The organism is Amycolatopsis marina (genome assembly GCF_900111885.1).
In the GTDB taxonomy this organism is placed as follows: Bacteria; Actinomycetota; Actinomycetes; order Mycobacteriales; family Pseudonocardiaceae; genus Amycolatopsis; species Amycolatopsis marina.
Genome location: NZ_FOKG01000010.1, coordinates 180,895 through 203,327, shown reverse-complemented (window position 1 = coordinate 203,327; position 22,433 = coordinate 180,895). Strand labels below are relative to the sequence as shown.

General features: G+C 67.0%; 20 protein-coding genes and 3 pseudogenes. 12 read left to right on the top strand and 11 right to left on the bottom strand.

The genetic code is table 11. The features are described 5' to 3' along the window. Positions 1 to 46 precede the first annotated feature (46 nt). Positions 47 to 1,057, top strand: a complete 1,011-nt coding sequence (gene ligD, locus BM199_RS17980; protein WP_245788434.1) for a non-homologous end-joining DNA ligase — start codon at positions 47 to 49, stop codon at positions 1,055 to 1,057. A gap of 47 nt (positions 1,058 to 1,104) precedes the next feature. Here ligD and BM199_RS17975 read toward each other — a convergent pair whose 3' ends face one another. Together BM199_RS17975 and BM199_RS34580 are read right to left on the bottom strand one after the other, a co-directional pair. Next, positions 1,105 to 1,686 (bottom strand): dihydrofolate reductase family protein, encoded by a 582-nt coding sequence (locus BM199_RS17975; protein WP_091674408.1) that lies wholly within the window; start codon positions 1,684 to 1,686, stop codon positions 1,105 to 1,107. Between the two features lie 66 nt (positions 1,687 to 1,752). Further along, positions 1,753 to 1,929, bottom strand: a pseudogene (locus tag BM199_RS34580) (AraC family transcriptional regulator); the annotation flags it as partial. 272 nt (positions 1,930 to 2,201) lie between these two features. Between BM199_RS34580 and BM199_RS17965 the strand changes: the two are divergent. Then, complete coding sequence (locus BM199_RS17965) at positions 2,202 to 3,401, top strand: metallophosphoesterase (RefSeq protein WP_091674485.1); 1,200 nt, start codon at positions 2,202 to 2,204, stop codon at positions 3,399 to 3,401. 248 nt (positions 3,402 to 3,649) lie between these two features. Here BM199_RS17965 and BM199_RS17955 read toward each other — a convergent pair whose 3' ends face one another. Then, positions 3,650 to 4,615 (bottom strand): Lrp/AsnC family transcriptional regulator, encoded by a 966-nt coding sequence (locus BM199_RS17955; RefSeq protein ID WP_245788433.1) that lies wholly within the window; start codon positions 4,613 to 4,615, stop codon positions 3,650 to 3,652. 244 nt (positions 4,616 to 4,859) lie between these two features. Between BM199_RS17955 and BM199_RS17950 the strand changes: the two genes are divergently transcribed. The 3 genes and pseudogenes from BM199_RS17950 to BM199_RS17940 all read left to right on the top strand — a co-directional run. Continuing rightward, a complete protein-coding gene (locus BM199_RS17950; RefSeq protein WP_245788432.1) occupies positions 4,860 to 6,404 on the top strand; it encodes a peptide MFS transporter in 1,545 nt (514 codons plus the stop codon). 62 nt (positions 6,405 to 6,466) lie between these two features. Further along, entirely contained in the window at positions 6,467 to 7,720 is a 1,254-nt protein-coding gene (locus tag BM199_RS17945) for a metal-dependent hydrolase family protein (RefSeq protein ID WP_091674405.1), read from the top strand. Positions 7,721 to 7,797: 77 nt separating this feature from the next. Next, positions 7,798 to 8,353 (top strand): annotated as a pseudogene (locus tag BM199_RS17940) (PaaX family transcriptional regulator); the annotation flags it as partial. Here the strand turns inward: BM199_RS17940 and BM199_RS17935 are convergent. The 3 genes from BM199_RS17935 to BM199_RS33325 are packed head-to-tail and all read right to left on the bottom strand — an operon-like array spanning position 8,289 to position 11,479. Beyond that, positions 8,289 to 9,797: a pyridoxal phosphate-dependent decarboxylase family protein gene (locus tag BM199_RS17935; protein ID WP_091674404.1), complete on the bottom strand. Its 1,509-nt coding sequence runs from the start codon at positions 9,795 to 9,797 to the stop codon at positions 8,289 to 8,291. The pseudogene BM199_RS17940 and the gene BM199_RS17935 overlap by 65 nt on opposite strands. Before the next feature lie 5 nt (positions 9,798 to 9,802). Further along, positions 9,803 to 11,143, bottom strand: coding sequence for an ATP-grasp domain-containing protein (locus BM199_RS17930; protein WP_177242671.1), 1,341 nt, complete (start codon positions 11,141 to 11,143; stop codon positions 9,803 to 9,805). A 39-nt stretch (positions 11,144 to 11,182) separates the two neighbouring features. Next, a complete protein-coding gene (locus tag BM199_RS33325; RefSeq protein WP_143101857.1) occupies positions 11,183 to 11,479 on the bottom strand; it encodes a hypothetical protein in 297 nt (98 codons plus the stop codon). Here BM199_RS33325 and BM199_RS17925 point away from each other — a divergent pair. The 6 genes from BM199_RS17925 (at position 11,466) to BM199_RS17900 (ending at position 15,458) form a co-directional block, all read left to right on the top strand. Beyond that, positions 11,466 to 11,780, top strand: coding sequence for a hypothetical protein (locus tag BM199_RS17925; protein WP_143101856.1), 315 nt, complete (start codon positions 11,466 to 11,468; stop codon positions 11,778 to 11,780). The genes BM199_RS33325 and BM199_RS17925 overlap by 14 nt on opposite strands. Before the next feature lie 333 nt (positions 11,781 to 12,113). After that, the gene (locus BM199_RS17920; protein WP_091674401.1) at positions 12,114 to 12,410 is read left to right on the top strand and encodes an aldo-keto reductase family protein; all 297 of its coding nucleotides are present in this window, start codon (positions 12,114 to 12,116) and stop codon (positions 12,408 to 12,410) included. Next, complete coding sequence (locus BM199_RS17915; RefSeq protein WP_091674400.1) at positions 12,407 to 12,925, top strand: hypothetical protein; 519 nt, start codon at positions 12,407 to 12,409, stop codon at positions 12,923 to 12,925. The genes BM199_RS17920 and BM199_RS17915 overlap by 4 nt, the downstream gene beginning before the upstream one ends. Positions 12,926 to 13,056: 131 nt before the next feature. Beyond that, positions 13,057 to 14,496, top strand: coding sequence for a dihydrolipoyl dehydrogenase family protein (locus BM199_RS17910; protein ID WP_218160360.1), 1,440 nt, complete (start codon positions 13,057 to 13,059; stop codon positions 14,494 to 14,496). A gap of 65 nt (positions 14,497 to 14,561) precedes the next feature. Continuing rightward, positions 14,562 to 15,125, top strand: a complete 564-nt coding sequence (locus tag BM199_RS17905) for a YceI family protein (RefSeq protein WP_091674399.1) — start codon at positions 14,562 to 14,564, stop codon at positions 15,123 to 15,125. 51 nt (positions 15,126 to 15,176) lie between these two features. Next, positions 15,177 to 15,458, top strand: a complete 282-nt coding sequence (locus BM199_RS17900) for a hypothetical protein (protein ID WP_091674398.1) — start codon at positions 15,177 to 15,179, stop codon at positions 15,456 to 15,458. Here BM199_RS17900 and BM199_RS17895 read toward each other — a convergent pair. The 3 genes and pseudogenes from BM199_RS17895 to BM199_RS17885 form a co-directional block, all read right to left on the bottom strand. Then, entirely contained in the window at positions 15,436 to 16,230 is a 795-nt protein-coding gene (locus BM199_RS17895) for a class I SAM-dependent methyltransferase (protein ID WP_091674397.1), read from the bottom strand. The two genes, BM199_RS17900 and BM199_RS17895, sit on opposite strands and share 23 nt — an antisense overlap. Then, the gene (locus tag BM199_RS17890) at positions 16,227 to 17,831 is read right to left on the bottom strand and encodes a radical SAM protein (protein ID WP_091674396.1); all 1,605 of its coding nucleotides are present in this window, start codon (positions 17,829 to 17,831) and stop codon (positions 16,227 to 16,229) included. Before BM199_RS17890 ends, BM199_RS17895 begins: the two co-directional genes overlap by 4 nt. Positions 17,832 to 17,929: 98 nt before the next feature. Continuing rightward, positions 17,930 to 19,236 (bottom strand): annotated as a pseudogene (locus BM199_RS17885) (M20/M25/M40 family metallo-hydrolase). A gap of 213 nt (positions 19,237 to 19,449) precedes the next feature. Between BM199_RS17885 and BM199_RS17880 the strand changes: the two are divergent. Further along, a complete protein-coding gene (locus tag BM199_RS17880; RefSeq protein ID WP_218160359.1) occupies positions 19,450 to 19,839 on the top strand; it encodes a DUF1622 domain-containing protein in 390 nt (129 codons plus the stop codon). Between the two features lie 20 nt (positions 19,840 to 19,859). Here the strand turns inward: BM199_RS17880 and BM199_RS17875 are convergent, their stop codons facing one another. Then, positions 19,860 to 21,314: an alanine/glycine:cation symporter family protein gene (locus tag BM199_RS17875; protein WP_091674394.1), complete on the bottom strand. Its 1,455-nt coding sequence runs from the start codon at positions 21,312 to 21,314 to the stop codon at positions 19,860 to 19,862. 179 nt (positions 21,315 to 21,493) lie between these two features. Beyond that, on the bottom strand, positions 21,494 to 22,369 hold the full coding sequence (locus tag BM199_RS17870) for an alpha/beta fold hydrolase (RefSeq protein ID WP_091674393.1): 876 nt from the start codon (positions 22,367 to 22,369) through the stop codon (positions 21,494 to 21,496). Positions 22,370 to 22,433: the final 64 nt, after the last annotated feature.

Below are 22,433 nucleotides of genomic sequence, written 5' to 3'. Positions count from 1 at the left end.
TCCGATCATCCACTGTGCACATGGCGGTGGGAGAAGGGAGCTGACGATGGCGGGATCCACCGCGCGGGCAGGTCTACCCGATCCGGTCCTGCCGATGCTGGCCGTCGACGGCGAACTGCCCGCCGCCGGGTACGGATACGAGATCAAGTGGGACGGCTTCCGCGCCTGCCTGCAGATCGCCGCGCACGGGGACGTCAGGGTCACCAGTCGCCTCGGTAACGATGTCACCCGTACGTATCCCGACGTCGCCGAGGCGATCACCAGTGCCCTCGCCGGGCAGGCCGGTGTCCTGGACGGCGAACTGGTCGTACTGGACGAGTCCGGCAGACCGGATTTCGGGCGCATCCAGACCCGGCACCAGCGTGGGCCGAACAGCACGCTGCTACGGACGAATCCGGTCACGTTCTTCGCGTTCGACCTGCTCCACCTCGGCGGTGAAACCCTGCTGCAGGCACCCTACGAGCAACGGCGCGCCGCGCTGGCGGATCTCGACCTCGGGGACAACCCGCGTATCACGGTGCCGCCCTACTACACCGATCGCGACGTCACGCCGGCCGATCTGTTGGACGTGGTCGAACAGCAGCAACTCGAAGGTGTCGTCGCGAAGCGCCTCGACTCCCCATACCAACCCGGCAAGCGCTCCCGTTACTGGATCAAGCACGCACTCATCAAGACCCAGGAAGTAGTGATCGGCGGCTGGAAGCCCGGCGAAGGGCGCAGGAACGGCATGATCGGCTCGCTGCTCCTGGGGGCGCACGACCACGACGGGCAACTCGTCTACATAGGACATGTGGGCACCGGTTTCACCGAAAGGGCACTCGAAGACCTCCAGCGAAGACTCGAGCCCCTGCACCGTGCCACGAGCCCGTTCGACACCGTCGTTCCCCGTGACCGGGCACGCCACGCGCGCTGGGTCGAACCGCTCATCGTCGGCGAGGTCGTCTACCGCAAGCTCACCGACAATCGAAACAGCGAACGCCGCCTCCGCCACGCCGCCTGGCGCGGACTACGTCCCGACAAGGAACCCCGTGAGGCCAAAGTGCCGCCATTGCATTAAATGCAGAGGGCGGCCGCGGGACGTCTTCGCGTACCCGCTCAGATCGGTCAACGCCGCACCCGATAGCGCAGGTGAAGCACCCGGTCGCCCTGAATCACCACGTCAGGATCCGCCAATAGGTGCTGCGCGTGGACCGACCCGAAGTAGCGCTTGCCGGACCCGAACACGACGGGTACGACGTCCATGCGCACCTCGTCGATCAGGCCCGCGGCAAGCACCTGGCCACCGACGTCGCCGGCGGCGACCTCGACCATGCGGTCACCCGCAAGCTCCTGCGCCTTGGCCACGGCCGCCTCGATGCCGTCGACGAAGTGAAACGGCGTCTCGGGGTCCCAGCCCTCGGGCTCCGGCCGGTGTGTCACGACGACCACGTGGTCGATCCCGCCCGGAGGCTTCCCGTCCCAGCCGTCCGTCATGTCGAAGACGTGGCGGCCGACGACAGTCGCCCCGATCTGGTCCCAATACGGCCGGGTGTAGTCGTAGGACGTCCGCGATACCTTTACCTCGCCGCTCTCGTCCAACGGGACGTCACCGTTGGACAACCAGTCGAACAGCGGTCCGGGCTGGTCATTCTCGTCCGCGACGAAGCCGTCCACCGACACCGAGCTGTACATGACCACCTTGCCCACGGGGCTCTCCTCTGCTTCGGGGTGCCCCCAACTTAGCGTGTCGTGAGCTGGCGCTCTTGTAAGAAATCAATCGGCAGGCAGCGGCCAGCTGTCCAGCACGTGGCCGGGATGTTCGCGCAGGAACCGCCGCCGGACTTCGATGTACCGGGTCGGCGTGAGCCCGGTGAACGCCCGGAACTCGTGGCCGAAGTGGGCCTGGTCGAGGTAGCCTGCGCCACCGGCGAGGTCGCCCCAGTCGAGCGGCCGACAGTCGAATTCCTCACCCCCGGGGTGGGCACTTTCCCGGGAAAGTGCCGACCGGAAGCGCTCCTGCCCTGGTCGCAGGGCTGGCTTTTCGCACTCTTGTGGGAAAGTGCGAGGGACGGGGCTGCGGGTACAACTGGTTCCCCAGTTGCCCGACCCGAGACACCCCAGCCCTCGCCGCATCTTCACGTCGACGCAGAGCCCAGTTCACGAGCCCGCCATACCGGCCGCCGATCGTCGTGGTCCGGCAACTCGATCGGAAGGCGTGGCACATGAAGGACTCGCGGAACTCGGCAGTCGACCGGCGAAGCGTCATAAAGGCGGGCGGCGCGGGTGCACTGGCGATGACCGTCGGTTCGGTCGTACCGCCGGTCGCGCACGCCGACGAGGCGCTCGCCGCCACGCCCTTGCGCTTCAACCGCGACGGCACTTTCAAGATCGTGCAGTTCAATGACACGCAGGACGACCATCGCATCGACCGACGCACGATCGAGCTGATGAACCACGTCCTCGACGACGAGCGACCCGATCTCGTCGTCCTGGTGGGCGACAACATCACCGGCGGTCCGAAGACCGAACTCGAGGCCAGGCAGGCACTCAACAACGTAATCCAGCCCATGGAGCAACGCGGCATCCCTTGGGCGGCCACCTTCGGCAACCACGACGAGGACTCCACGGGGAGCACGGGCTTCGACGAGGCCGACATGCTCAGGTTCTTCCGCACCTATCCGAACAACCTGAACACGGCGGGCCCGAAGGACGTCACCGGCACCGGGAACATGAACCTGCTCATCAACGGCTCCCACGGCGGCAAACCCGTCTTCAACGTCTGGTTGCTGGACAGCGGACGTTACGCGCCGAAACAGATCGCCGGTCAGGACTTCGCGGGCTACCCCACCTGGGACTGGCTCAGGGCCGACCAGATCAGGTGGTACCTCGAGACCTCCGAGAAGCTGGAACGCCGGTCCGGGGCCCCGATTCCGAGCCTGATGTTCCTGCACATCTGTCTGTGGGAGCACCGGTTCATGTGGTTCGCGAGCGTCGACAGCCGGACCGACGGCGACCATGCCCGTGCCGTCGAGAAGCATTCCATCGTCGGGGAGCGCAACGAGGACGAGTGCCCAGGACCGTTCAACTCCGGCATGTTCTCCGCTATTCAGCACCGCGGCGACGTCCGCGGTGTCTTCTGCGGCCACGACCACGTCAACACCTACATGGGCAACTACTACGGAGTGCTCCTCGGTTACGGCCCCGGCACCGGGTTCGGCGCCTACGGCCTCGGTGGCGAGGAGAACCACCGCCTCCGCGGTGCCCGGGTGTTCACCCTGGACGAGAGCGTCGACGGAGTCCTCGCCGAAACGCACAACGTGTTCGCCAAGGACTACGGGATCGACATGTCGAACACGGACCAGAGCATGGACCCGCTGCCCCTGCCCCGGCGCAGGTCGAGCGCACGCTCCGCGTCAGAGTGACGCGCCACCGCAGATCACCAGCGTCTGTCCGGTGATCGACGCGCCACCGGGCCCGAGCAGGAACGACGAGATCGTCCGGCTCGCCACCACAGACCTGCGCCAGGCCCGGCTGAAGGAGTTGATGGCCCGGCGCGCCGAACACGTCTACGTACTCGCGCACGCCGCGAAACTGGACCGAAAGCCGTTCCATGCGTGGGCCGAACTGCCTCCCGGGTGGACTCTGGTGACCGCTGACACTGACTCGGCAGTCAGCGGCTCCGCTCCCCCGCGCCGGCGATCGGCCGGGCCAGATCGTGCTCCTCCTTGATCGCGCGCAGGTGTGCCCACGACTCGACGGTCCGGACGCCGGACAGGCCCCGGAGGTGCTCCAGTGTGGCGAACACGCCTTCCTGTGATCCGGCACGGATGGTGCCGATGCCGTTGCACCATCCGATGCCGGTGGCGAAGCAGTCGACCTCGTCCAGCTCGACGACCTTGCGCGCGACGGGCTCGGTCTCGCCGCTGAGGGTGAGTGCGAATCCGACCGTGTGCGTACGACTCAGTGGATTGAGCCGCACGAGCGCACCGACATGCACCACCCTGGTCTCCAGCAGACGCAGCACCCGGGCGCGCGTCGCTCCGGGAGAAAGGCCGCTCACGCTGGCGAGGTCGGCGAACGACGCGCGGCCGTCCACCCGCAGATGCTCGAGCAGCGCGTGGTCGGACGGGTCGAGGTCGGCCTCGGTGAGCGTGTCAGTGCTTTCCAGGGGGCCGGGAGGAAAGTACGGGTCCTTCCAGATCTGTAGATAAGTGATGGCCTGCACGGCGCGCACCCCGGCGCTGGCCTGCACTCGAGCGAGCCCGCGGGAGAACGCCTCCATGTCCCTGGTACGAAGCTCCGCGGTCACGGCGAAGCGGCCCGCGGTGGTGGTGACGAACGAGATCTCGTCGAGTTCCGCGACCCGCTCGGCGACCGGCCGTGCCGGACCTTCCGCCTCGATGATGACGTGCCCTAGTTGGTGGAGGCCGAGGGCCGCAGGATGGATGGCGCCGATCAGGCGGAGACCCCCGTCGTCGATCAGCCGTCGCACCCTGGCCTTCGTGGTCGACCGCGCGAGCCCGACCAGCTTGGCCAACGCCTCGTAGGAGGCGCGTCCGTCGCGTTGCAGCGCGCGCACGAGCTGCTCGTCGACGTCGTCCAGATCCACGCGCATCCCCTTCGCCCGAGCCTCCATCGGCGCCAACCTATCGCACACAGCCCGAACCGCGGACGCTCGACGGTCAGCCCTCCCGAACGAGACCCTACGAGTGATACGGCCGGTTCTGGGCGTTCTTGCCGCCGAATCGTCTCTTGTATGCCGCTTCACACAGTTGTATCGTCTGCGCTCATTGATCCGGACGCCCCGCACCACCGCGGGTCGCCGGCCCACCGGTCACCTCGGAGGTTTTGGCATGGGTCCGCGGAGAACGTCACCCGCAGTGGGAAGTGCATCGGACCGGGCGTTCTTCGGGCACCCACGCGGTCTGGTGGGGCTGTTCTTCACCGAGGCGTGGGAACGGTTCTCCTACTACGGCATGCGCGCGTTGTTGCTGTACTACATGTACGACCAGGTGAGCAACGGCGGCCTCGGCATTCCAGCCGACACGGCACGGTCCCTCGTCGCGGTCTACGGTTCGGCCACCTACATGGCGGCGATTCTCGGCGGTTGGGTCAGCGACCGCCTACTCGGCGACCGGCGGGCGACGCTGCTGGGTGGCGTGCTGCTCATGTTCGGCCACGGCTGTCTCGCCCTTCCGGCGGGGGCGGGGGCACTGTTCGCGTCGATGGTGCTCATCGCGGCCGGCACCGGCCTGCTGAAGCCGACGATCTCCTCGTCCGTCGGAGACCTGTACGCCAAGAACGATCCGCGGCGGGATTCCGGCTTCAGCATCTACTACATGGGGATCAGCGTCGGCGCCGTGGCCGCACCGCTCGTCGTCGGCACGCTCGGCCAGACCTACGACTACCACCTCGGTTTCGGCCTCGCCGCCATCGGCATGGGCCTCGGCCTCGTGGTCTATCTGTGGACGCAACGTCATCTCAGCACTGCCAGCAGCAGGCCGAAGAACCCGTTGCGGCTCCGCGAGGTCTCCCGATCGAAGGCGACCTGCCTCGCTGGTGCGATCACCTGCCTCATCGGGCTGGTCGCGGTTTCCGCCGCGACCGGGGTACTGACGGTCGGGGCCGTCGTGAACACCATCAGCGTGCTGGCGATCGCGCTCCCTGTCGCCTACTTCACCGTCATGCTGCGTAGCCCGCGCACGACCTCCATCGAGCGCGCACGGGTGCGGGGATACATTCCGCTGTTCATCGCCGCGGTCTTCTTCTGGGTCATCCAGGAGCAGGGCGCTACCGTCATCGCGCAGTACGCCGATCAGAGCACCGACCTCGACGCGTTCGGCTTCGCCCTGCCCGCTTCCTGGTTCCAGTCGGTTGGGTCGTTCGTGCTGATCATCCTGACCCCGATGTTCGCCCTGATGTGGCTCAGGATGGACCGCTCGGCCCGGCCGCCGTCGACGGCACACAAGTTCAGTTTCGCACTGGTCATCGCCGGCATGTCGTACCTCCTGCTCGTGCTTCCCGCACTGCAGGGCGGTCTGAGCAGTCCACTGTGGCTGATCGGCAGCCTGGCACTGGTCACCATCGGCGAGATGTGCCTCTCCCCGATCGGGCTGTCCGCGACCGCGAGGCTGGCCCCCGCCGCGTTCGCCACCCAGACGATGGGTCTCTGGCTCGCGTCCGGGGCCGCCGGTCAGGGAATCGCGGCACAGCTCGTCAAGTTCTACGACGCCGACTCGGCCGGAATCTACTTCGGCGCCATCGGAGCGGGAACGGTGGTCCTCGGCCTTCTCCTGCTCGCCTGCGGTCCGCTCATCCGGCGACAGACCGAGACCGCGGACCGGGCAGAGGCTCGGCTGACCGAGGAGGACGGCGCGGGCGGCCAGATCGCGACCGCTGCCGGTTCCGGCGCGCACCTCCGATGAGGACGCTACCCACCCCTGGCCCTACCCGAACACCCGACCGCCGGACGAACACGGAGACATCCTTGAAACGCACCGTATTTCGAAACGGGACACTCTACGACGCGGTGTCCCGCACCGCCGACTCCGCCGACATCGCGGTCGAGGACGGCTGGATCGTCGACGTGGCGGCCGGTCTGGACGGTGACGAGGAGGTCGACTGTACCGGTTGCGGGGTCCTGCCAGGACTGTTCGACTGCCATGTACACCTGACGATGAGCGGGACGGATCTCTTCGAAAGCGCGCAGCAGCCGTTCTCCCTGCAGTTCTACGAGGGCGCACTGAACATGGCCAGGACATTGGCCTGCGGCATCACGACCGTCCGCGATGCCGCGGGTGCCGATCTCGGGATGCGGGTCGCACAGGAGCGCGGCATGATTGCCGGGCCCCGCATGCAGGTGTCGCTCAACATGCTCAGCCAGACGGGCGGCCACGGCGACCCGTGGTGGCCGTCCACCTGCGTCATGGACCTCCTGCCCGCACACCCGGGTCGGCCTCCGGTCGTCGTCGACGGCCCGGACGAGATCCGGCGCAAGATCAGGGAGCTGGTCCGTGCGGGCGCCGACGTCATCAAAGTCGCGACAAGTGGTGGTCTCGTGTCCAGCGGAGCCGGGCCGAAGATCCCCCACTTCCGTGACGACGAGATCTCGATGATGGTCCGCGAGGCGGAGGCCGCCGGTCTGCACGTCATGGCGCACGCTCACGGCGAGGGCGCGAAGGCGGCCGTGCGCAACGGTGCGCGCTCCATCGAACACGGGAATCATCTCGATGACGAGACATTGGAGCTGATGGCTCAACGTGGCGCGTGGCTCGTCCCGACGCTCAGCGCGGGCGTGGGTCTGCGCGAGTCCATCGAATCGGGAGTTCCGTACCCGAGCCACATCCTGGCGAAGGTCGAGGAGTCCCAGGGCGATCAGACCGTCCGGCGAGCTGTTGAGGCAGGCGTACGGATCGCGATGGGCACCGATGCCCCCTTGTATCCCCACGGCAAGAATCTGCTGGAACTCGAACTGCTCGTGGAACGGGGCCTCAGCCCGGCCGATGCACTGCATTCCGCCACGCTGTCGGCGGCCGAACTGATGGGCCTGGACCGTACCCTCGGCTCGCTCCAACCCGGCAAACGCGCGGACATCGTCGTGGTCGAGGGCAACCCACTGGACGTCAATAATCTCGGCGAGCGGATCCGCGCCGTATATCAGGACGGACGCGTCGTGCCGAACGGCGGCGCTCCCGGCACGTCGGTCCTATCGGGATCGACCATGGCCGCCGCACGACACTAGTGCCTCGTGCAGGAAGACCGGCCGCCACCGGCGGACCTGACGAGTTGCAGCCGCGGCTCCGGTCGCTCCAGCCGAGCGCCGCGGGATACGCGCTGTCCCAGGATGCGGTGGCGATACTGGCCGAGGGTGATCGCCGGATCTTCCGGCGGGAACGGGCGACACTGGATGACGGGTGGCTCCTCGCGGTGTTCTCCGTTCCGGAGTCCGAACGCAACAAACGCCACCTGCTTCGCTCCCAACTGGTCAGACTCGGGTTCGGCACCGCGGCTCCCGGCGTCTGGATCGCCCCGGCGCATCTGCACCAGCCGACGGCCGAGATGTTGCGCAGACTCCGGGCGCCAGTGGTGGGACCTGGACGAACTGGAATCGCTGTACCTGGAGTTCCTCGCCGAACACAACCCCACCCGGTACCGCTGGCAACGTCGTCGAAAGGTCGGCGAACGGAACGCCTTCGTCGACTATGTCCGGTTGCTCACCGACTGGCGAAGGCTGCCCTATCTGGACCCCGGCCTGCCCACGGAGCTCCTGCCGCCGAACTGGGTCGGGCTCCGGGCCGCGGATCTCTTCTTCACGCTGCAGGCCCGCTTGGTCGACGCCGCGCGCGCACACGTGGAGCGCACCACCGCGAACTGAGGTTCACCGTCCGGCCTGCGTGGCGAATGGCGCTGACGAGTTGGTCGATGTCCAGCTTTGTGGTGCGGGGATTGATGGTGCACAGCCGGATCACCTGTTGTCCGTCCACTGTGGTGGTCGCGATCAGGAACCGGCCGCCTTCGTTCACCGTGTCGGCGATCTCACGATGGATGGCGTCGAGATCGTCCGAGCTGAAGGCATCGTGGTCCGGTAACCGGTAGCGCAGGCAGACGATGCCCAGGCTGGGCCCGGCGACCAGGTCCAGTTCGTCACTCACGTCGATCAGTGCCGCGGCCCGCTCCGACAGGTCCAGCCCGTGGTCGACGGCAGCCCGGAAGGCGTCGACACCAAAGCCTTTGAACGACAACCAGAGTTTGAGCGCGCGGGCGGCGCTGGTGAACTGCACCCCGTGGTCGGAGAGGTTGACCTCGTTTCCGGCGATCCTGGTGATATCGAGATAACCTGCCTGCGCACGGAACTGCTCCAGCGCGAACGCCCGGTGCAGGGCTTCCTGGTCCCGGACGAGCAGGCAGCCGATCTCATACGGTTGGAACAGCCACTTGTGCGGGTCGACGACGACCGAATCCGCGGCGGCCAGTCCGGCCAACGCGGTCCGTCCACGCGTGGTCATCGCGGCTGTCGCACCGTGTGCGCCGTCGACGTGCAGCCAGAGATCGTGTTCTCGGCACAGGTCCGCGAGTTCGGGTAGCGGGTCGATGCTGCCGGTGCCGGTTGTTCCCGCGTTGGCGAGCACGAGGAACGGATTGCGCCCGGAGCGCCGGTCGTCCTCGATCTCGCGCCGTAGGAGGTGGTGATCGAGCCGGTGTCCCCTGCTCGGCAGGAAACGTAGTTGCTCCGCCGCGAATCCCAGCACATGGCAGGCGCGCAGGACCGCCGGGTGGGTCTGGTCGGAGCAGTAAAGCACGGCCCGGCTGGTGTCCGCGCCGAGCCGGTCACTTCGAGCGGCCGCGATCGCGGTCAGGTTCGCCATCGTGCCGCCGGGGGTGAACAACCCGCCGGTACCCGCGGGCATCCCGAGCAGTTCGGCCAACCACCGAGCCGTGACCTGTTCGATGGCCGCGGGGCCTGCGCCGACCAGCCATGCCCCCGGTGAGATGTTGAAGCCGGATGCGAGGAAGTCACCGAGGACGCCGAGGAAGTTGTTCGCGCTGGGGATGAATGCGAAGCAGCCGGGATGACCGAGCCGCAGGGACCACGGCAGCACCTCACGGGCGAGGAACTCGACGAGTTCGCCCGGCTCGGTGGGGCGGTCCGGAACCGGCTCGGAATGGATATGGGACAACTGCTCGGGTGTAGCGCTGCGGTGCACCGGCTGCTCGCGCAGGCCGTGCATGTTCCCCACGATCAGATCGACGACCTGATATCCGAGGGCGCGCATCTGTTCCGCCGACAGGTTGAGCTCGTGCTCCCGCGATTGCGTCATCGAGATCAGACATCCTCGGAGATCAGGCGACGACGTATCGCGTCGATCCAGTTACGCGCCTCTGCGTTCAGCTCGGGACGTTCCGTTGATTCGGCCACGCGGCACGGCAACTGCACGAGTACGAGTTCGTTTCCGGGATGGACAAGGTCCCCTGGAGCGGCGTGACACCACAACAGCGCCTCGCCGGGACGAAGCTGTGTCAGTTCGCCGGGACCGAGCGGACGAAGTTCACCCGCTTCGAGCCGATATGCCCCGGACTCAACGGTCGCCTTGAGCCGTCCGCGGCGCGTGGCCGCCACGACGAGCTGACTCAGCGTCAGGCATGCCGTGCGCACCCGGCTGACCGATATCGCGGGCAGCAGCGTGGCGAGGGCATGTGTACCGAGCATGGGTAGCAGACCCGCGGCCGTCTCCTGCGCCTGCACCAGGGAGACCACCGTCTGGAAGCGGGGGTTGATCTCGATGGCCGCGACTGAACCGTCGGGGGTCGCGACGAGATCGAGCCCGAACGCGCCGCGGAAGCCGAGCTCGCCGAGCCGGTCACCGAGCCGCCTCCCTGCCTGACGGCAGCGGGCAGCAGCACCCGCGGGCAGCGTGTGGTCGGCCACCAACTGGTTCCCGCAGTGGGCTCCCCAGAACGGCGTGAGTTCGGGCAGGCCGACCAACTGATGGGAGATCGCCGAGATCACTGTCACGTCCCCTGCGACGCATCCACTGACCGTCAGCGGGATCCCAGGAAGGTACTCGGAAACTCGGAGCGTTTCGCCTCGCCAGTCCTGTAGTGCCAAGCCCAGTTCGTCCGGGGCGGTGGCCAGCCGAGTGCCCTTTCCCGTGAGGTTGTTGAACCGACGCTGGACAACGACGGGCCGCCCGCCCGCAGCTTTCCAGCACCGCGTGGCATCGGCGGGATCGGCGATCACCACCCAGGATTCGGGGGTACCGACGCCTGCTTCGCGAAACAGACGCAGCGAGTCGATCTTGTCCGAGGCGACCTCGGCGACGGCAGGCTCTGGAGCGAGCAACCGGAGGTCCCGAGTCGCCGCCCACTGGTACGCACCCACCCCGTCTTCGGGAGCGAAGCTGACACCGATCCGTCCAGTGGGCGCAGGAGTCGGTTCCGGGACGGCCGAATCGAACTGTCCGTCGTTGGCCGCCCCTTCCGCGCGATGGTCCCGATGCTCGTAGCGCAACCAGGGCAGTACGGACCGCGCGGATTCGCTCAGGAACGGGGATCGGTCGTACCAGAACAGTTCCGGGGCGTACTCGCGGAGACATGTGGAGGCGAGGTCCGCCGGGACACCCTCGATCTCCACTTCACCGGCAGTGGGCACAGCAGGCGCACTCACAGGAAACATCGATAACCCTCTGTTTCACCGAGCGACGAGTCAAATAATCGCAAATGTGCCCAGCGCGGACTGCTTTTGAATTCCCTCCACCGAAAAACAGTCCAGCAGATTCAGCGCCGGACCCACCTGCGTCGATTGCGCCCCGCTCCCCTTGAATTCGCCACCGGTAATGGTGCCTGTTTTGGTGACAACATCAAGACCGGGTAGCGAGGATACTGTCGCCAGGTACGTGAACGTACTCGACGTCCCGTTGTTCCACTTGATCACCCGGGTTTCCTCGAACGGAGCGATCGGCTCGAGACAGCTCGCTTCCCGCTCAACGGTGAAGCTGCTCAACCCGGACGACAAGGTGCTGTCCGTCAACGAGACGCACGAACTGTACTCATCACGTACCCGTGTCGTGATCGGTCGAGGACGCTGCACGACGCCAGGTGAGTACTGCCAAGTCGAACTTGTTGTGCACACGACGTCCCCGGCCCCACCAGGGTTTCCGGTGCTCGCACTGGCGACACCGCTCTGCGCCGCTACCGAGAGCATTCCGGCCAGAACTGCCGCGCCCAGGATGCTGACCGATCGACCGAAGGAAGAATTGCTGGATATTGAGCCCATGATCAGCCAACCGCTTTCGAGTGATTAAGTCTTTCCCCATTGATTACCGGCCATCACCCTATCGTCCGCGTTTACGGCTCCGATATGCCCTGGACCAAAATTCCACGGCTGTAACTGATCGGCGCAGTATCTGCCTCGCGATCGACCGTCGTGGCACTTCTGCGTACTACGCAAGACACTTTCGTGTAGCAGCGAAGCACCCTTTCGGGTTACTCGTCGATTTACGCATGATCGCACCGTAGCGACTTCGCACGTCGAACCGCGCGCGGCGACCGAGCACGCATCGGTTGCCACCTACCCTGAGGATGCCCACGAATACCCTTCCGTTCGCTGATGACGTCCCGACACAAGGAGGGCCCGCGTGCACCCGAAGGTGGACCCGATCGTGGTTCCGGCGGATTCCCAGTTGCCCAGCCCCCATGGGGACGCCGAAAGAGGGGCGGAGTATGACCGCTACTTCGCCATTGTCCGCGGCCGTCCCGACCTCGTCTCGTGGAGCCGGTCCTGCCTCGACACCCAGGAGCGAGTCCTCGCCGAACTCGAGGATTGCGGGCTTTCCGACGAACAGCGATGCGCACTGTTACACGGTCTGTTGACGGTGCTCCAGGAGACCCTGGAGAGCTGGCTGTCCGCCGCTGACGGAGAACGGCATCAGTGACCGACGCTGACGCCCCGGAGAGCGCCCGTATCGCCATGCGGCGCTGGCGGCTTGGCCACCACGCCTTCCACCTCCAGCTCGTGGTCATGAACACCCTGCTCACCAGGGCAGACCAGGCCTGCGCAGAAGGTCGCTGGGCCGATCTGACGTCCGATCTGGTTCGTCTCCGCACGCTGTACAACGGGGCGACGGCGACGATGGCTCTTGCCGCAGCCTTCGATTCCGACATGTACAACCAGGTCGTCCGGCCCTCGATGGAACCGCCGTTCCTGGCACCTGGGTTTTCCGCCGCGTTCGGCCGAGAGCACACGATCATGCTGCGGCGCATCGAACGACTGCACCACCGTATCCGGGCGGGAAGTTCCACGAAGGAGGGACGGCCCGACCAAGTTTTGAGGGCGCACAGGGAACTCCAGCGGGCGCAGGCACGCAACCGCAGGGAGCACGTCCTGATCTGCAGGCGGTTCGTCCAGGACGGCAAATCGCTGCTACGCGAGTCGGAAGCCACGCACTAGACGATGGTGCGTCTGCAAGTACCACCAAGCAAGATCACCAACGCCGCCGACTACCCCCAACCGCACTTTTACGGGAAAGTGCGAGGCTGGTGCCGGACGGATCCGGTAGTCGGTCGGTGAGGGAGGTCAGCGTGCCGGGACGTCATGATCTGGTGGTGGTGGGTGGTGGTACCGCGGGCATCATCGCGGCCACCACCGCCGCGCGCCTCGGGGCTCGGGTGGTTCTCGTCGAGCGTGACCGCCCCGGTGGTGACTGTCTGTGGACCGGGTGCGTGCCGAGCAAGTCCCTGATCGCCGCCGCCAACACCGCGCACCGGATGCGCACCAGCGCAGCCTTCGGGATCACTCCCGTCGAACCGCGGATCGACTTCGCGGCCGTCATGGCCCACGTCCACGGCGCGATTGCCCGTATCGAACCGGCCGACTCCCCGGACGCCCTGGCCGCCGCCGGTGTGCGGGTCGTGACCGGCACCGGAGTCTTCACCGGCCCGGACGAAATTCGGGTCGAAGGCGAGAGGCTGCGGTTCCGGCACGCCATCATCGCCACCGGCTCCTCCCCCGCCGTGCCCCCGATCCCCGGACTCGCCGACACCGACCCCCTGACCAGCGACACGGTGTGGGACCTCACCGAACTGCCCGCACGCCTGATCGTCCTCGGCGGCGGCCCGATCGGCTGCGAACTCGGGCAGGCCTTCGCCCGGCTCGGCAGCGACGTCACCATCATCGAAGCGGCCGATCGCCTCCTGCCGAAGGAGGAACCCCGAGCCGGCGACGCACTGTCGGCCGCGCTCACGGCCGATGGCGTCCGTGTGCTCACTTCCACCACGGTCACCACCGCGACCGGCAACGCCGACGGAACCACACTGTCGGTCTCCGGCCCCGGCTCCGCCTCGACCCTGTCGGCCGACCGGGTCCTGGCGGCCACAGGACGTCGCCCGAGCACCGGCAAGCTCGGTGTGGAAGCGGCCGGCGTCCGCCTGGACGAGCGGGGCCACGTCGCCGTGGACGCGAAACTGCGCACCACCAACCGAGCCGTCCACGCCGCCGGTGACGTCACCGGCACACTGCCCTTCACCCATGTCGCCGGCATCCACGGCAGCATCGCCGCCACCAACGCCCTGCTCGTACCCACCCGCAGCCTCGATCACGAGAAAATCCCCTGGATCACCTTCACCGACCCCGAGATCGCCCACGTGGGCCTGACCGAAGACCAGGCTCGGCAACGACACGGCGACTCCGTGCGAGTGCGACTGCTCGAGCACGACCGCCTGGACCGCGCCATCACCGAACACGCCACCCGTGGCTTCACCCATGTCGTGCTCGACAGCAATCACCGAGTCCTCGGCGCCACCATCGCCGCCCCGAGAGCAGGCGAGATGATCGCCGAGCTCACACTGGTCATCACCCGCCGCGGTCGCCTGCGCGACCTCGCCTCGATCGTCCACGCCTACCCCGCCTGGACCGACAGCGTCTGGAACACCGCCGTCGCCGAAGCCAACACAGCGTTACAGAACCCACCCCTGCGCCAGATCACCCGCGCACTATTACGCCTACGGCGTCTGCGCCCGTAGTGCGCTGACGCGGACCACGACGTAGTTTGAGAGTTCAATCGCACGTCTTCGTGAAAGGAGCTGCCATGACCTCACCGACGGCCGACGCCGATCTCACCGGTACTTATGACCTGGATCCCGCGCACTCCAGAATGGGTTTCGTCGCCCGGCACGCGATGGTGACCAAGGTTCGCGGTGCGTTCACCGAGTTCGACGGGCAGTTGCACATCGACGGGCAGGATCCGGCGAAATCCAGCGGGCAGTTGACGATCACGGCGACCAGCATCGACACCGGTGTGCAGCAACGTGACGAGCACCTGCGCAGCAACGACTTCTTCGACATGCCCAACTATCCGGAGATCACCTTCACCAGCACCGCGGTGGAACGGGTGGGCGGTGACAGCTACCGGGTCACCGGAGACCTCACTATCAAGGACACCACCAAGCCGGTCACGTTGGATGTCGAGTACACCGGATCCGCCCTCGACCCGATGGGCAACAACCGGATCGGCCTGGAGGCCACGACCACCGTCAGCCGCAAGGAGTGGGGCATCACCTGGAACGCCCCGCTGGAAACGGGCGGCGTGCTGGTCAGCGACAAGATCGTCCTGGACATCGACATCTCCGCGATCAAACACACCGACGGCTGACACCAGGGCGCGGCAAGTCGCGTCTGGGTAGGGCAGCCGAGTCCGCATACGATGCCGCCGAGAGGTGCGGATGACGGACCGGGCCGGATACCTTGGCTGTCGAACAGTCCCGTCGACCTGCTGCTCGGCGGGATCGTCGCCGCGCTGGCCGGGTGCGACCTCGCCGTCGCGCGGTACGTCGCTCACCACACCGCCTGCCGCCGGACCGGGTACCGGGGTTTGCTCGGTGCCCTGCCGTCATTCCTCCTCGGCTTCACGTGCCGCACCCCGACGGTGCTCCTCGCGCTGAGCACAGGGGCGGGCGCCGCGGCTAGCGCGGTCTCTCGGCGATGAGCAGTGCGTAGCCGATCTGTCCTTCCTGGACGGTCTTCCTGGCCAGTGTCGTGTAGTGCAGCACGGCGCTCACATCCACTCCTGCTTCAGCCAGACGTGCGGGCGCGGTCATCCGGAGTAGCCGTATTCGGGCGTCGATCTCGTCGATCATCCGGGTGAGCGCGTCATCGTATTGCTCGGTGTGCACGGTTCGCAGTCCGGCTTGGTGCAGGATCGCGGAGTACTCGCCGAGCGGGCGGGCGTCGGCGATGCAGGCGACCCAGGCCGTCAGGGTGGTCAGTTCCTCGGGCAGGCCTGCTCCGGCGACGACGACGTCAGTGATTCCGACCCGGCCGCCGGGGCGCAGGACCCTCGCGAACTCGCTCGCCGCTGCGTGCTTGTCGGGGAAGGTGCAGAACGCGCACTCGCAGACCACCGCGTCGAACTCACCGTCGGGCAGCGGGACACGTTCGGCGTCGCCGGGATGGAACCGGGCCCTGTCCGCGAGACCGGCTTCGTCGGTCAGCTTGCGGGCCCGGTCCACGCTGGCCTCGCCGAGATCCACGCCGTCGACGGTGACGTCAAAATCGGTGGCGAGCAGGCGGGCGCTGGCACCCGGTCCGGCGGCGACGTCCACCACCTGTTGCCCGCTGCGCAGCCGCAGTCGCTCGGCGAGCCGCCGGGTCAGTGCCGGGCCGCCGGGATGGTAGGACTCGCCGAGCAGGAGAGCCACGGCATCGCCGCCGTAGGCGTCCGCGCAGCATGCCTTGATCTCCGCGGGGGTGTTGTTCACTGCTCGACTGCCAGGTGGCCGACGTTGGTGGCGTCGGGCGCGATGACCGGCCACGTGCCGTTGCCGTTGCCGGCGATCTTTGATCCGTACGGCGAGTCGATCACCAGTGACTGGAGCTCGGTCGCGTTCGGTACGACACCGGCGACCTTCACCCCGGACATCTGCTCCCGTACCTGCTCCCGGTAGCCCACCGAGTTGTAGGCGCAGAACGGAATCATCCGTCCGTCCGGGGTGATCTCCTCTACACAGCACTTCATCAGCTGCTTGACGTTGAGTGTGTAGGGGTCCTGGAAGTCCTGCACGACGATCATGAACGCCCGGCCGGTCAAGTCGGCCAGCGCGCCCGGCAGGTTCACTCCGCAGGCGTCGGCGCAGTCCAGCGCCTCCGCCGTGATCCGCAGCTGCTCCTCGGAGGTCTCGGTGCCCATGAACGCCGACGCGCTCCACAGCTTCTCCAACGCCTGGCGCACCGCGTAGTCGGGCACGACCCGGTTGGACACGTAGTCCAGATAGTCCTCCACCCGGATCAGCCGGGGAATCGGGACGACACCGAAGTCCGGCTGTCCCGGCGTGCCTTCGGTGAGCAGGTAGGTGATCGAGCGGCACGTCGGGAAACAGCAGGGCACCGGGAAGAAGTCGTCCTTGCGGAACCAGTCCGGCCGCTGGTCCGTGATCAGCCCGATCACGTCCGGGTTGGTCAGCCGGGTCAGCGGGTCGAACTCCACGTGCCTGCCCGAATGCGTGACCGGCTGGAACGACACCGACCGCACCGCGGGGTGCGTCAGCCCGAACTCGACGATGTCGCCCAGTTCGTGCTCGTTCAATCCGCGTTCGACCGCAGCCACCAGCGTCACGGTGAGCCCGGCCTCGGCGCAGTTGTCCAGTGCCCGCCGCTTGTGGTCGCGTAGGTCCTTACCCCGGATCTCCCGGTGCGTGCGTTCGTCGAACCCGTCGAACTGCAGATAGATGTTGATCGACTTGTTGTCCCGGCCGTTGCGTTCGCCCAGCGCCGCTACGAACCGCTTGTCCGTCGCCAGCCGGATTCCGTTGGTGTTCAGGTTGACGTTGCGAATCGGCTTCGTCTGCGCCTGATCGATGAAGTCGAGAATGTGCGTGTGGATGGTCGGTTCCCCACCGGAGAACATCACCACCTCGGGTTCACCCTCGGACTCCACGAACACATCCAGCATCCGATCGCACTGCTCAAGCGTGATCGAGTACCCATCGGGCTGATGTCCGGAGTCGGCGAAGCAGATCGGGCAATCCAGATTGCAGTTCGTGTTGACCTCGATGATCCCCAGGCACGCGTGCTGCTTGTGCTCCGCACACAACCCACAGTCCGAAGGGCAACCGTCCCGCACCTCCGTCTGGAACGTCAGCGGAACCGTCCCCGGCTTGTTGAACCGTGCCGAATCCAGATACGCCCGCGCATCGCCGTACACCAGGGCCTCGAACCAGCCGTGCTCGCGGCAGCGCTTGCGCAGATACACCTTCTCGTCACGGATGTTCACCTGTGCGTCGACAACCACCTTGCACACCGGGCAGACACTCTTGGTGTACTCGAGGAAGACCTCGTCCCGATCCTGCTTCCGCACCGACATCGGCCACTCCCGCCTCACCTCGTGTCACGGTCTCGACCACCACTTCACCAGTGACAACGGCAACTCGCAGCCCGAGTGTCAGCAGGCCGACACAACGCTCAGCAGTGCCGCAGGAAGTGCTGAAGCACGCGGGCACCAAAACGCAGTCCCTGCACCGGCACACGTTCGTCGACGCCGTGCGCCATCTTCGCGTAGGGAAATCCCTTCGGCAACCACAACGGATCGAACCCGTAACACTCGATCCCCAGCGGGGTGAAGGCCTTGGCATCCGTACCTCCACCCATGCAGTAGGGCACCACCACCGCCTCCGGGTCCTCCGACAGCAACGCGTCGGACATGGCGGTGAACCATGGCGAGTCCAGCGACGCCTGCACCGGTGGCTGCTTCGTCACGAACTCACGTTCGATGTGCGGGCCAAGCAATTCGTCTATTTCGGACAGGAAGCTCGCCTCGGCGCCCGGCAGGACCCGAGTGTCCACCTGTCCCGTCGCCTCACCGGGAATGACGTTGACCTTGTAACCTGCCTCGAGCATCGTGGGCGTCGTGCTGTTACGGACCGTTGTCTCGGCCAATGCGGCGGCAGGGCCCAGCCGGGCCAGGGTCCCCTCGATATCGGACTGATCCACATCGACGCCGAGCGCGTCACCGGTTCGCCAGAGAAACGCCCGAACGGTGGGCGTCAGCGTGATGGGCCACTCGTGCATGGCCAGCCGGTTCAGTGCGGCGACCAGCCGGATGACGGCGTTCTCGTCGTTGCGCCGGGAACCGTGACCGGCGCGGCCGCGCGCGGTCAGCTTCAGGTGTGCGGTTCCTCGTTCCGCGGTGCCCACGGGGTAGAGCCGAACGTCGTGGCCGTCCACCGCGGGGGCGTGGAAGGTGTACCCGCCGGTCTCGCTGATCGCCGCCGCACACCCCTCGAACAGGGAGCGGTGCTGCCGAGTGAGCCACTGGGCCCCGAACTCGCCCCGGTCCTCCTCGTCCGCGACGAACGCCAGAACTACGTCGCGTCGTGGCCGGGTTCCCGAATCCACAAACGACTTCACCACCGTCAGTGCCATCGCGCAGAAGCACTTCATGTCCACGGCACCGCGCCCCCACAGCTGGCCGTCACGTATCTCACCCGCGAACGGCGGCACGGTCCACTCGCCCGGCTCAGCAGGCACGACGTCCAGGTGGCCCTGCAGCAGCAGCGCGGGGAGCGTGGGGTCGGCGCCGGGCAATCGCGCCACCAGGTTCGCTCGCCCGGTGCGGACTCGTAGATTCTGGACTCCACGCCCGATTCGGCCAGCGTCTCGCCGACGAACTCGGCCGCGAGACGCTCCCCTTCGGCGTCGCCGTTGCCCCGGTTGGTGGTGTCGATACGCAGCAGTTGCGCACACAACTCGACAACGTCACCAGCAGCCATGATCGCCCCCTTCGCGCGTCGGCACGTCCGGCGGGGAACGCTCCCTCATGTGGTGCGTACCCGATGACACCGCGCGCTACACACCGAGCTTCGACAGGCGGCCAGGCCGGACGCGCTCGCGCCCCTCCCCCACTCCGGAATGGTTCGAGCGGGCCTCCGGCGGGTAGGTCAGGGCAGACACCCGAAGATCACTCAGGGAGCCGGTGCGCCACTGTGGATTTCCAGCATGCGGTCGAGACGGTCGGAAAGAGCATCGAAACCGTCGGGATAGCGGTGATCGTGGTAGGCGCGGTAACCGCGACGGTCCTCGCCGCCATGAACTGGCGCCGGGGCGCTACCGATATCTACCGGCGGTACCGTCGCCAGCTCGGGCGCTCGATTCTGCTCGGGCTGGAGTTCCTGGTCGCCGGCGACATCATCCGCACGGTCGCCGTCGAGCCGACGTTCACCAGCGTCGGGGTACTTGCCGGAATCGTCCTGATCCGTACCTTTCTCAGCTTCTCCCTCGAACTGGAGATCACCGGACGCTGGCCGTGGCAGGAACGGCGACAGCAGCCCACTGCCCGACCACACGGCATCGCGGCCAGCCCACCCGACGGGTAGACGTCGTCCGCCGATCGGACTCAGGACACCGCGGAGGTGTCGCGCACCCGATCGCTTTCCCAGCACTGCACGCCCTCGATGTCGGGCAGCCGGTCGCGGGTGAACACCGGGTCGAGCCCCTGCTTGCGCTGCTCCTGGTAGTCCTTCAACAGCCGCAGCGCGAGCGCACCCAGCGGCGCGATCGCGACCAGGTTGATCACGGCCATCACCCCCATGGTCACATCGGCCACACTCCACACCACGTCGAGCGAGGCCACCGCGCCGAGGAACAGCATCCCGACAATCACCAGGCGCAGCACCGTCAGCGCCGTCCGGCTGTTGGTCAGGAAGACCAGGTTCGACTCGCTGTAGTAGAAGTTGCCGAGCACCGACGTGAACGCCAGCAGAAAGATGATCACCGTGAGCAGGTGCAGTGCCCACGAGCCGAGGTTGGCCTCCAGTGCGTTCTGGGTGAGCTGTGCACCGACCTCTTCGCCGTAGGTGGGGTTGGAGACCAGGATGATGAACGCGGTGATCGAGCAGACGAACAGCGTGTCGAAGTAGATACCGAAGGTCTGCGCCAGCCCCTGCTTCACCGGGTGGCTCACCGCCGCGGTCGCGCCGGCATTGGGCGCCGATCCCATCCCGGCCTCGTTGGAGAAAAGCCCGCGACGCACACCCATCATGATCGCGGTGCCCACCCCGGCCGCACCGATCTCCCGGATGCCGAACGCGGCGCCGACGATGTCGCCGAACACGGTAGGCACCTGTTCGATGTTCATCGCGACGACGACGATCCCGAGGACCAGGTAGATCAGCGCCATGAACGGCACGGTCATCTGCGCGACGTGCGCGATCCGCCGCACCCCGCCGAACACCACGATGGCCACCAGCACGACCAGCGTGCCGCCCACCAGCGGTGCCAGCCAGCCGGCCGCGTCCTGCCCGGTCGCCGTGCTCACCGAGTTGGAGATCGCAGCGGCGATGCTGTTGGACTGCACCATGACGAACGCGAAGCCGAAGGTGAAGATGATCACCACGGCGAACAGGACGCCCATCCAGCGGGCCCGCAGCCCGTGTTGCATGTAGTACGCGGGTCCGCCACGGTAGCCGGTGGAATGGCGGACCTTGAACAACTGGGCCAACGTGGACTCCACGAACGCGGCCGAGCCCATGATCAGCCCCATCAGCCACATCCAGAACACCGCCCCGGGACCACCGAGGGCGATGGCGATCGCCACGCCGGCGATGTTGCCCGTACCCACCCTTGCCGCCGCCGAGATGGAGAACGCCTGGAAGGCCGAGATCGCCTTCTTGCCGTCCGGCGCGACCTCCGGCGCGCTCCGGAGGTCGCGGACCATATCGGGCAGCAGCCGAATCTGCACCGCCTTGGACCGCACGGTGAAGTAGACACCGACCAGCACGAGTAGCGGAATGACCAGGTAGGTCCAGAAGACGTCGTTGACGGCGCCGATGGCCTCGTTCAGGGCGTCCATGCCTCACTCCTTCGTCACATCGGTCTGGTGGACCCGCGGCCATCCTGCCAGCCACGATCTGTGGGCGAAGGCCAGGGGCAGCGACGACCGGCCACGGGGACTCCCACTCCGCGGCGATCAGGAATCCACTGTGTACGTTCGACCGTGTCCCTCCACACCGGACTCTTCACCGCCGGGCGTCACGGGACGTCCAGCAGTTCTTTCAGCTTCTCGGCGAACTCGGCCGGTTGTCCGGGCATCCCGTACTCGTCGCCCAGGAATCCACCGTGATGGCTGGGGAACAACACCAGCTCGGAGCCGAGGCGATCGGCAATGACGCTCGGTGCCCGTGCGGTCATCTGGCCCTCGGATTCCGTGCCCGCGGCCAGGAAGATCGTCGAGGACGCTGCCGCCAAGGCGTCGAAGTCGAGCTCGTAGGTCGGCACGGTGAGCATGGCGCCACCCAGAAGCGGATCGTTCCGGCTGCCGTCATCCTCGGAGGGCAGCCCGAACAGCGCGGGATCCGGCGCGGGCCGATCGGACCAGTCCTTCGGCAGCTCACCGGTGTGGCTGGTCAGCGCGATGAACTTGGCCATCGCCGGCCCCATGCCGTCGCGCTGGTACGTCTGGTGGATGTCGCGGCACGCCGCCTCGAGTTGCTCTCGGTCGGGCAGCACCGACACGGTGGGAGGCTCGTGCGCGACAAGGATCCGGACCTGCTCGGGATGGTTGGCGACCAGGGCGAGCCCGGTGATCGCGCCCCCGCTGCTGCCGAAGAGGTTCACCGCGGGCAGGCCCAGATCGTTGATCACCCGGTGGACGTCGTCGGCGTGCACGTCCGGTGTGACCTCGGCGTCGTCCGTCCGCTCGCTGCGGCCGACGTGCCGCGGGTCGTAGGTCACCACGGGTCGGTCGGTGAGGTAACCGGCCAGCGATCCGAACCCGGCCGCGTCCATCGGCGTGCCGATCAGGAACACGGCGCGCTCGGCGGCGCCGGGCGCCGAAAGGTCACCGCGGATGTCGTACCGCAGGCGCGCACCCGGTACCTCGAGAACGCGGGTTTCGATGTCGGACATGGGTCTCCCTCCAGTATGAGCAGGCCCTCAAGGTTAGAGCAGTAGCCCCGACAAGCTGGCAGGA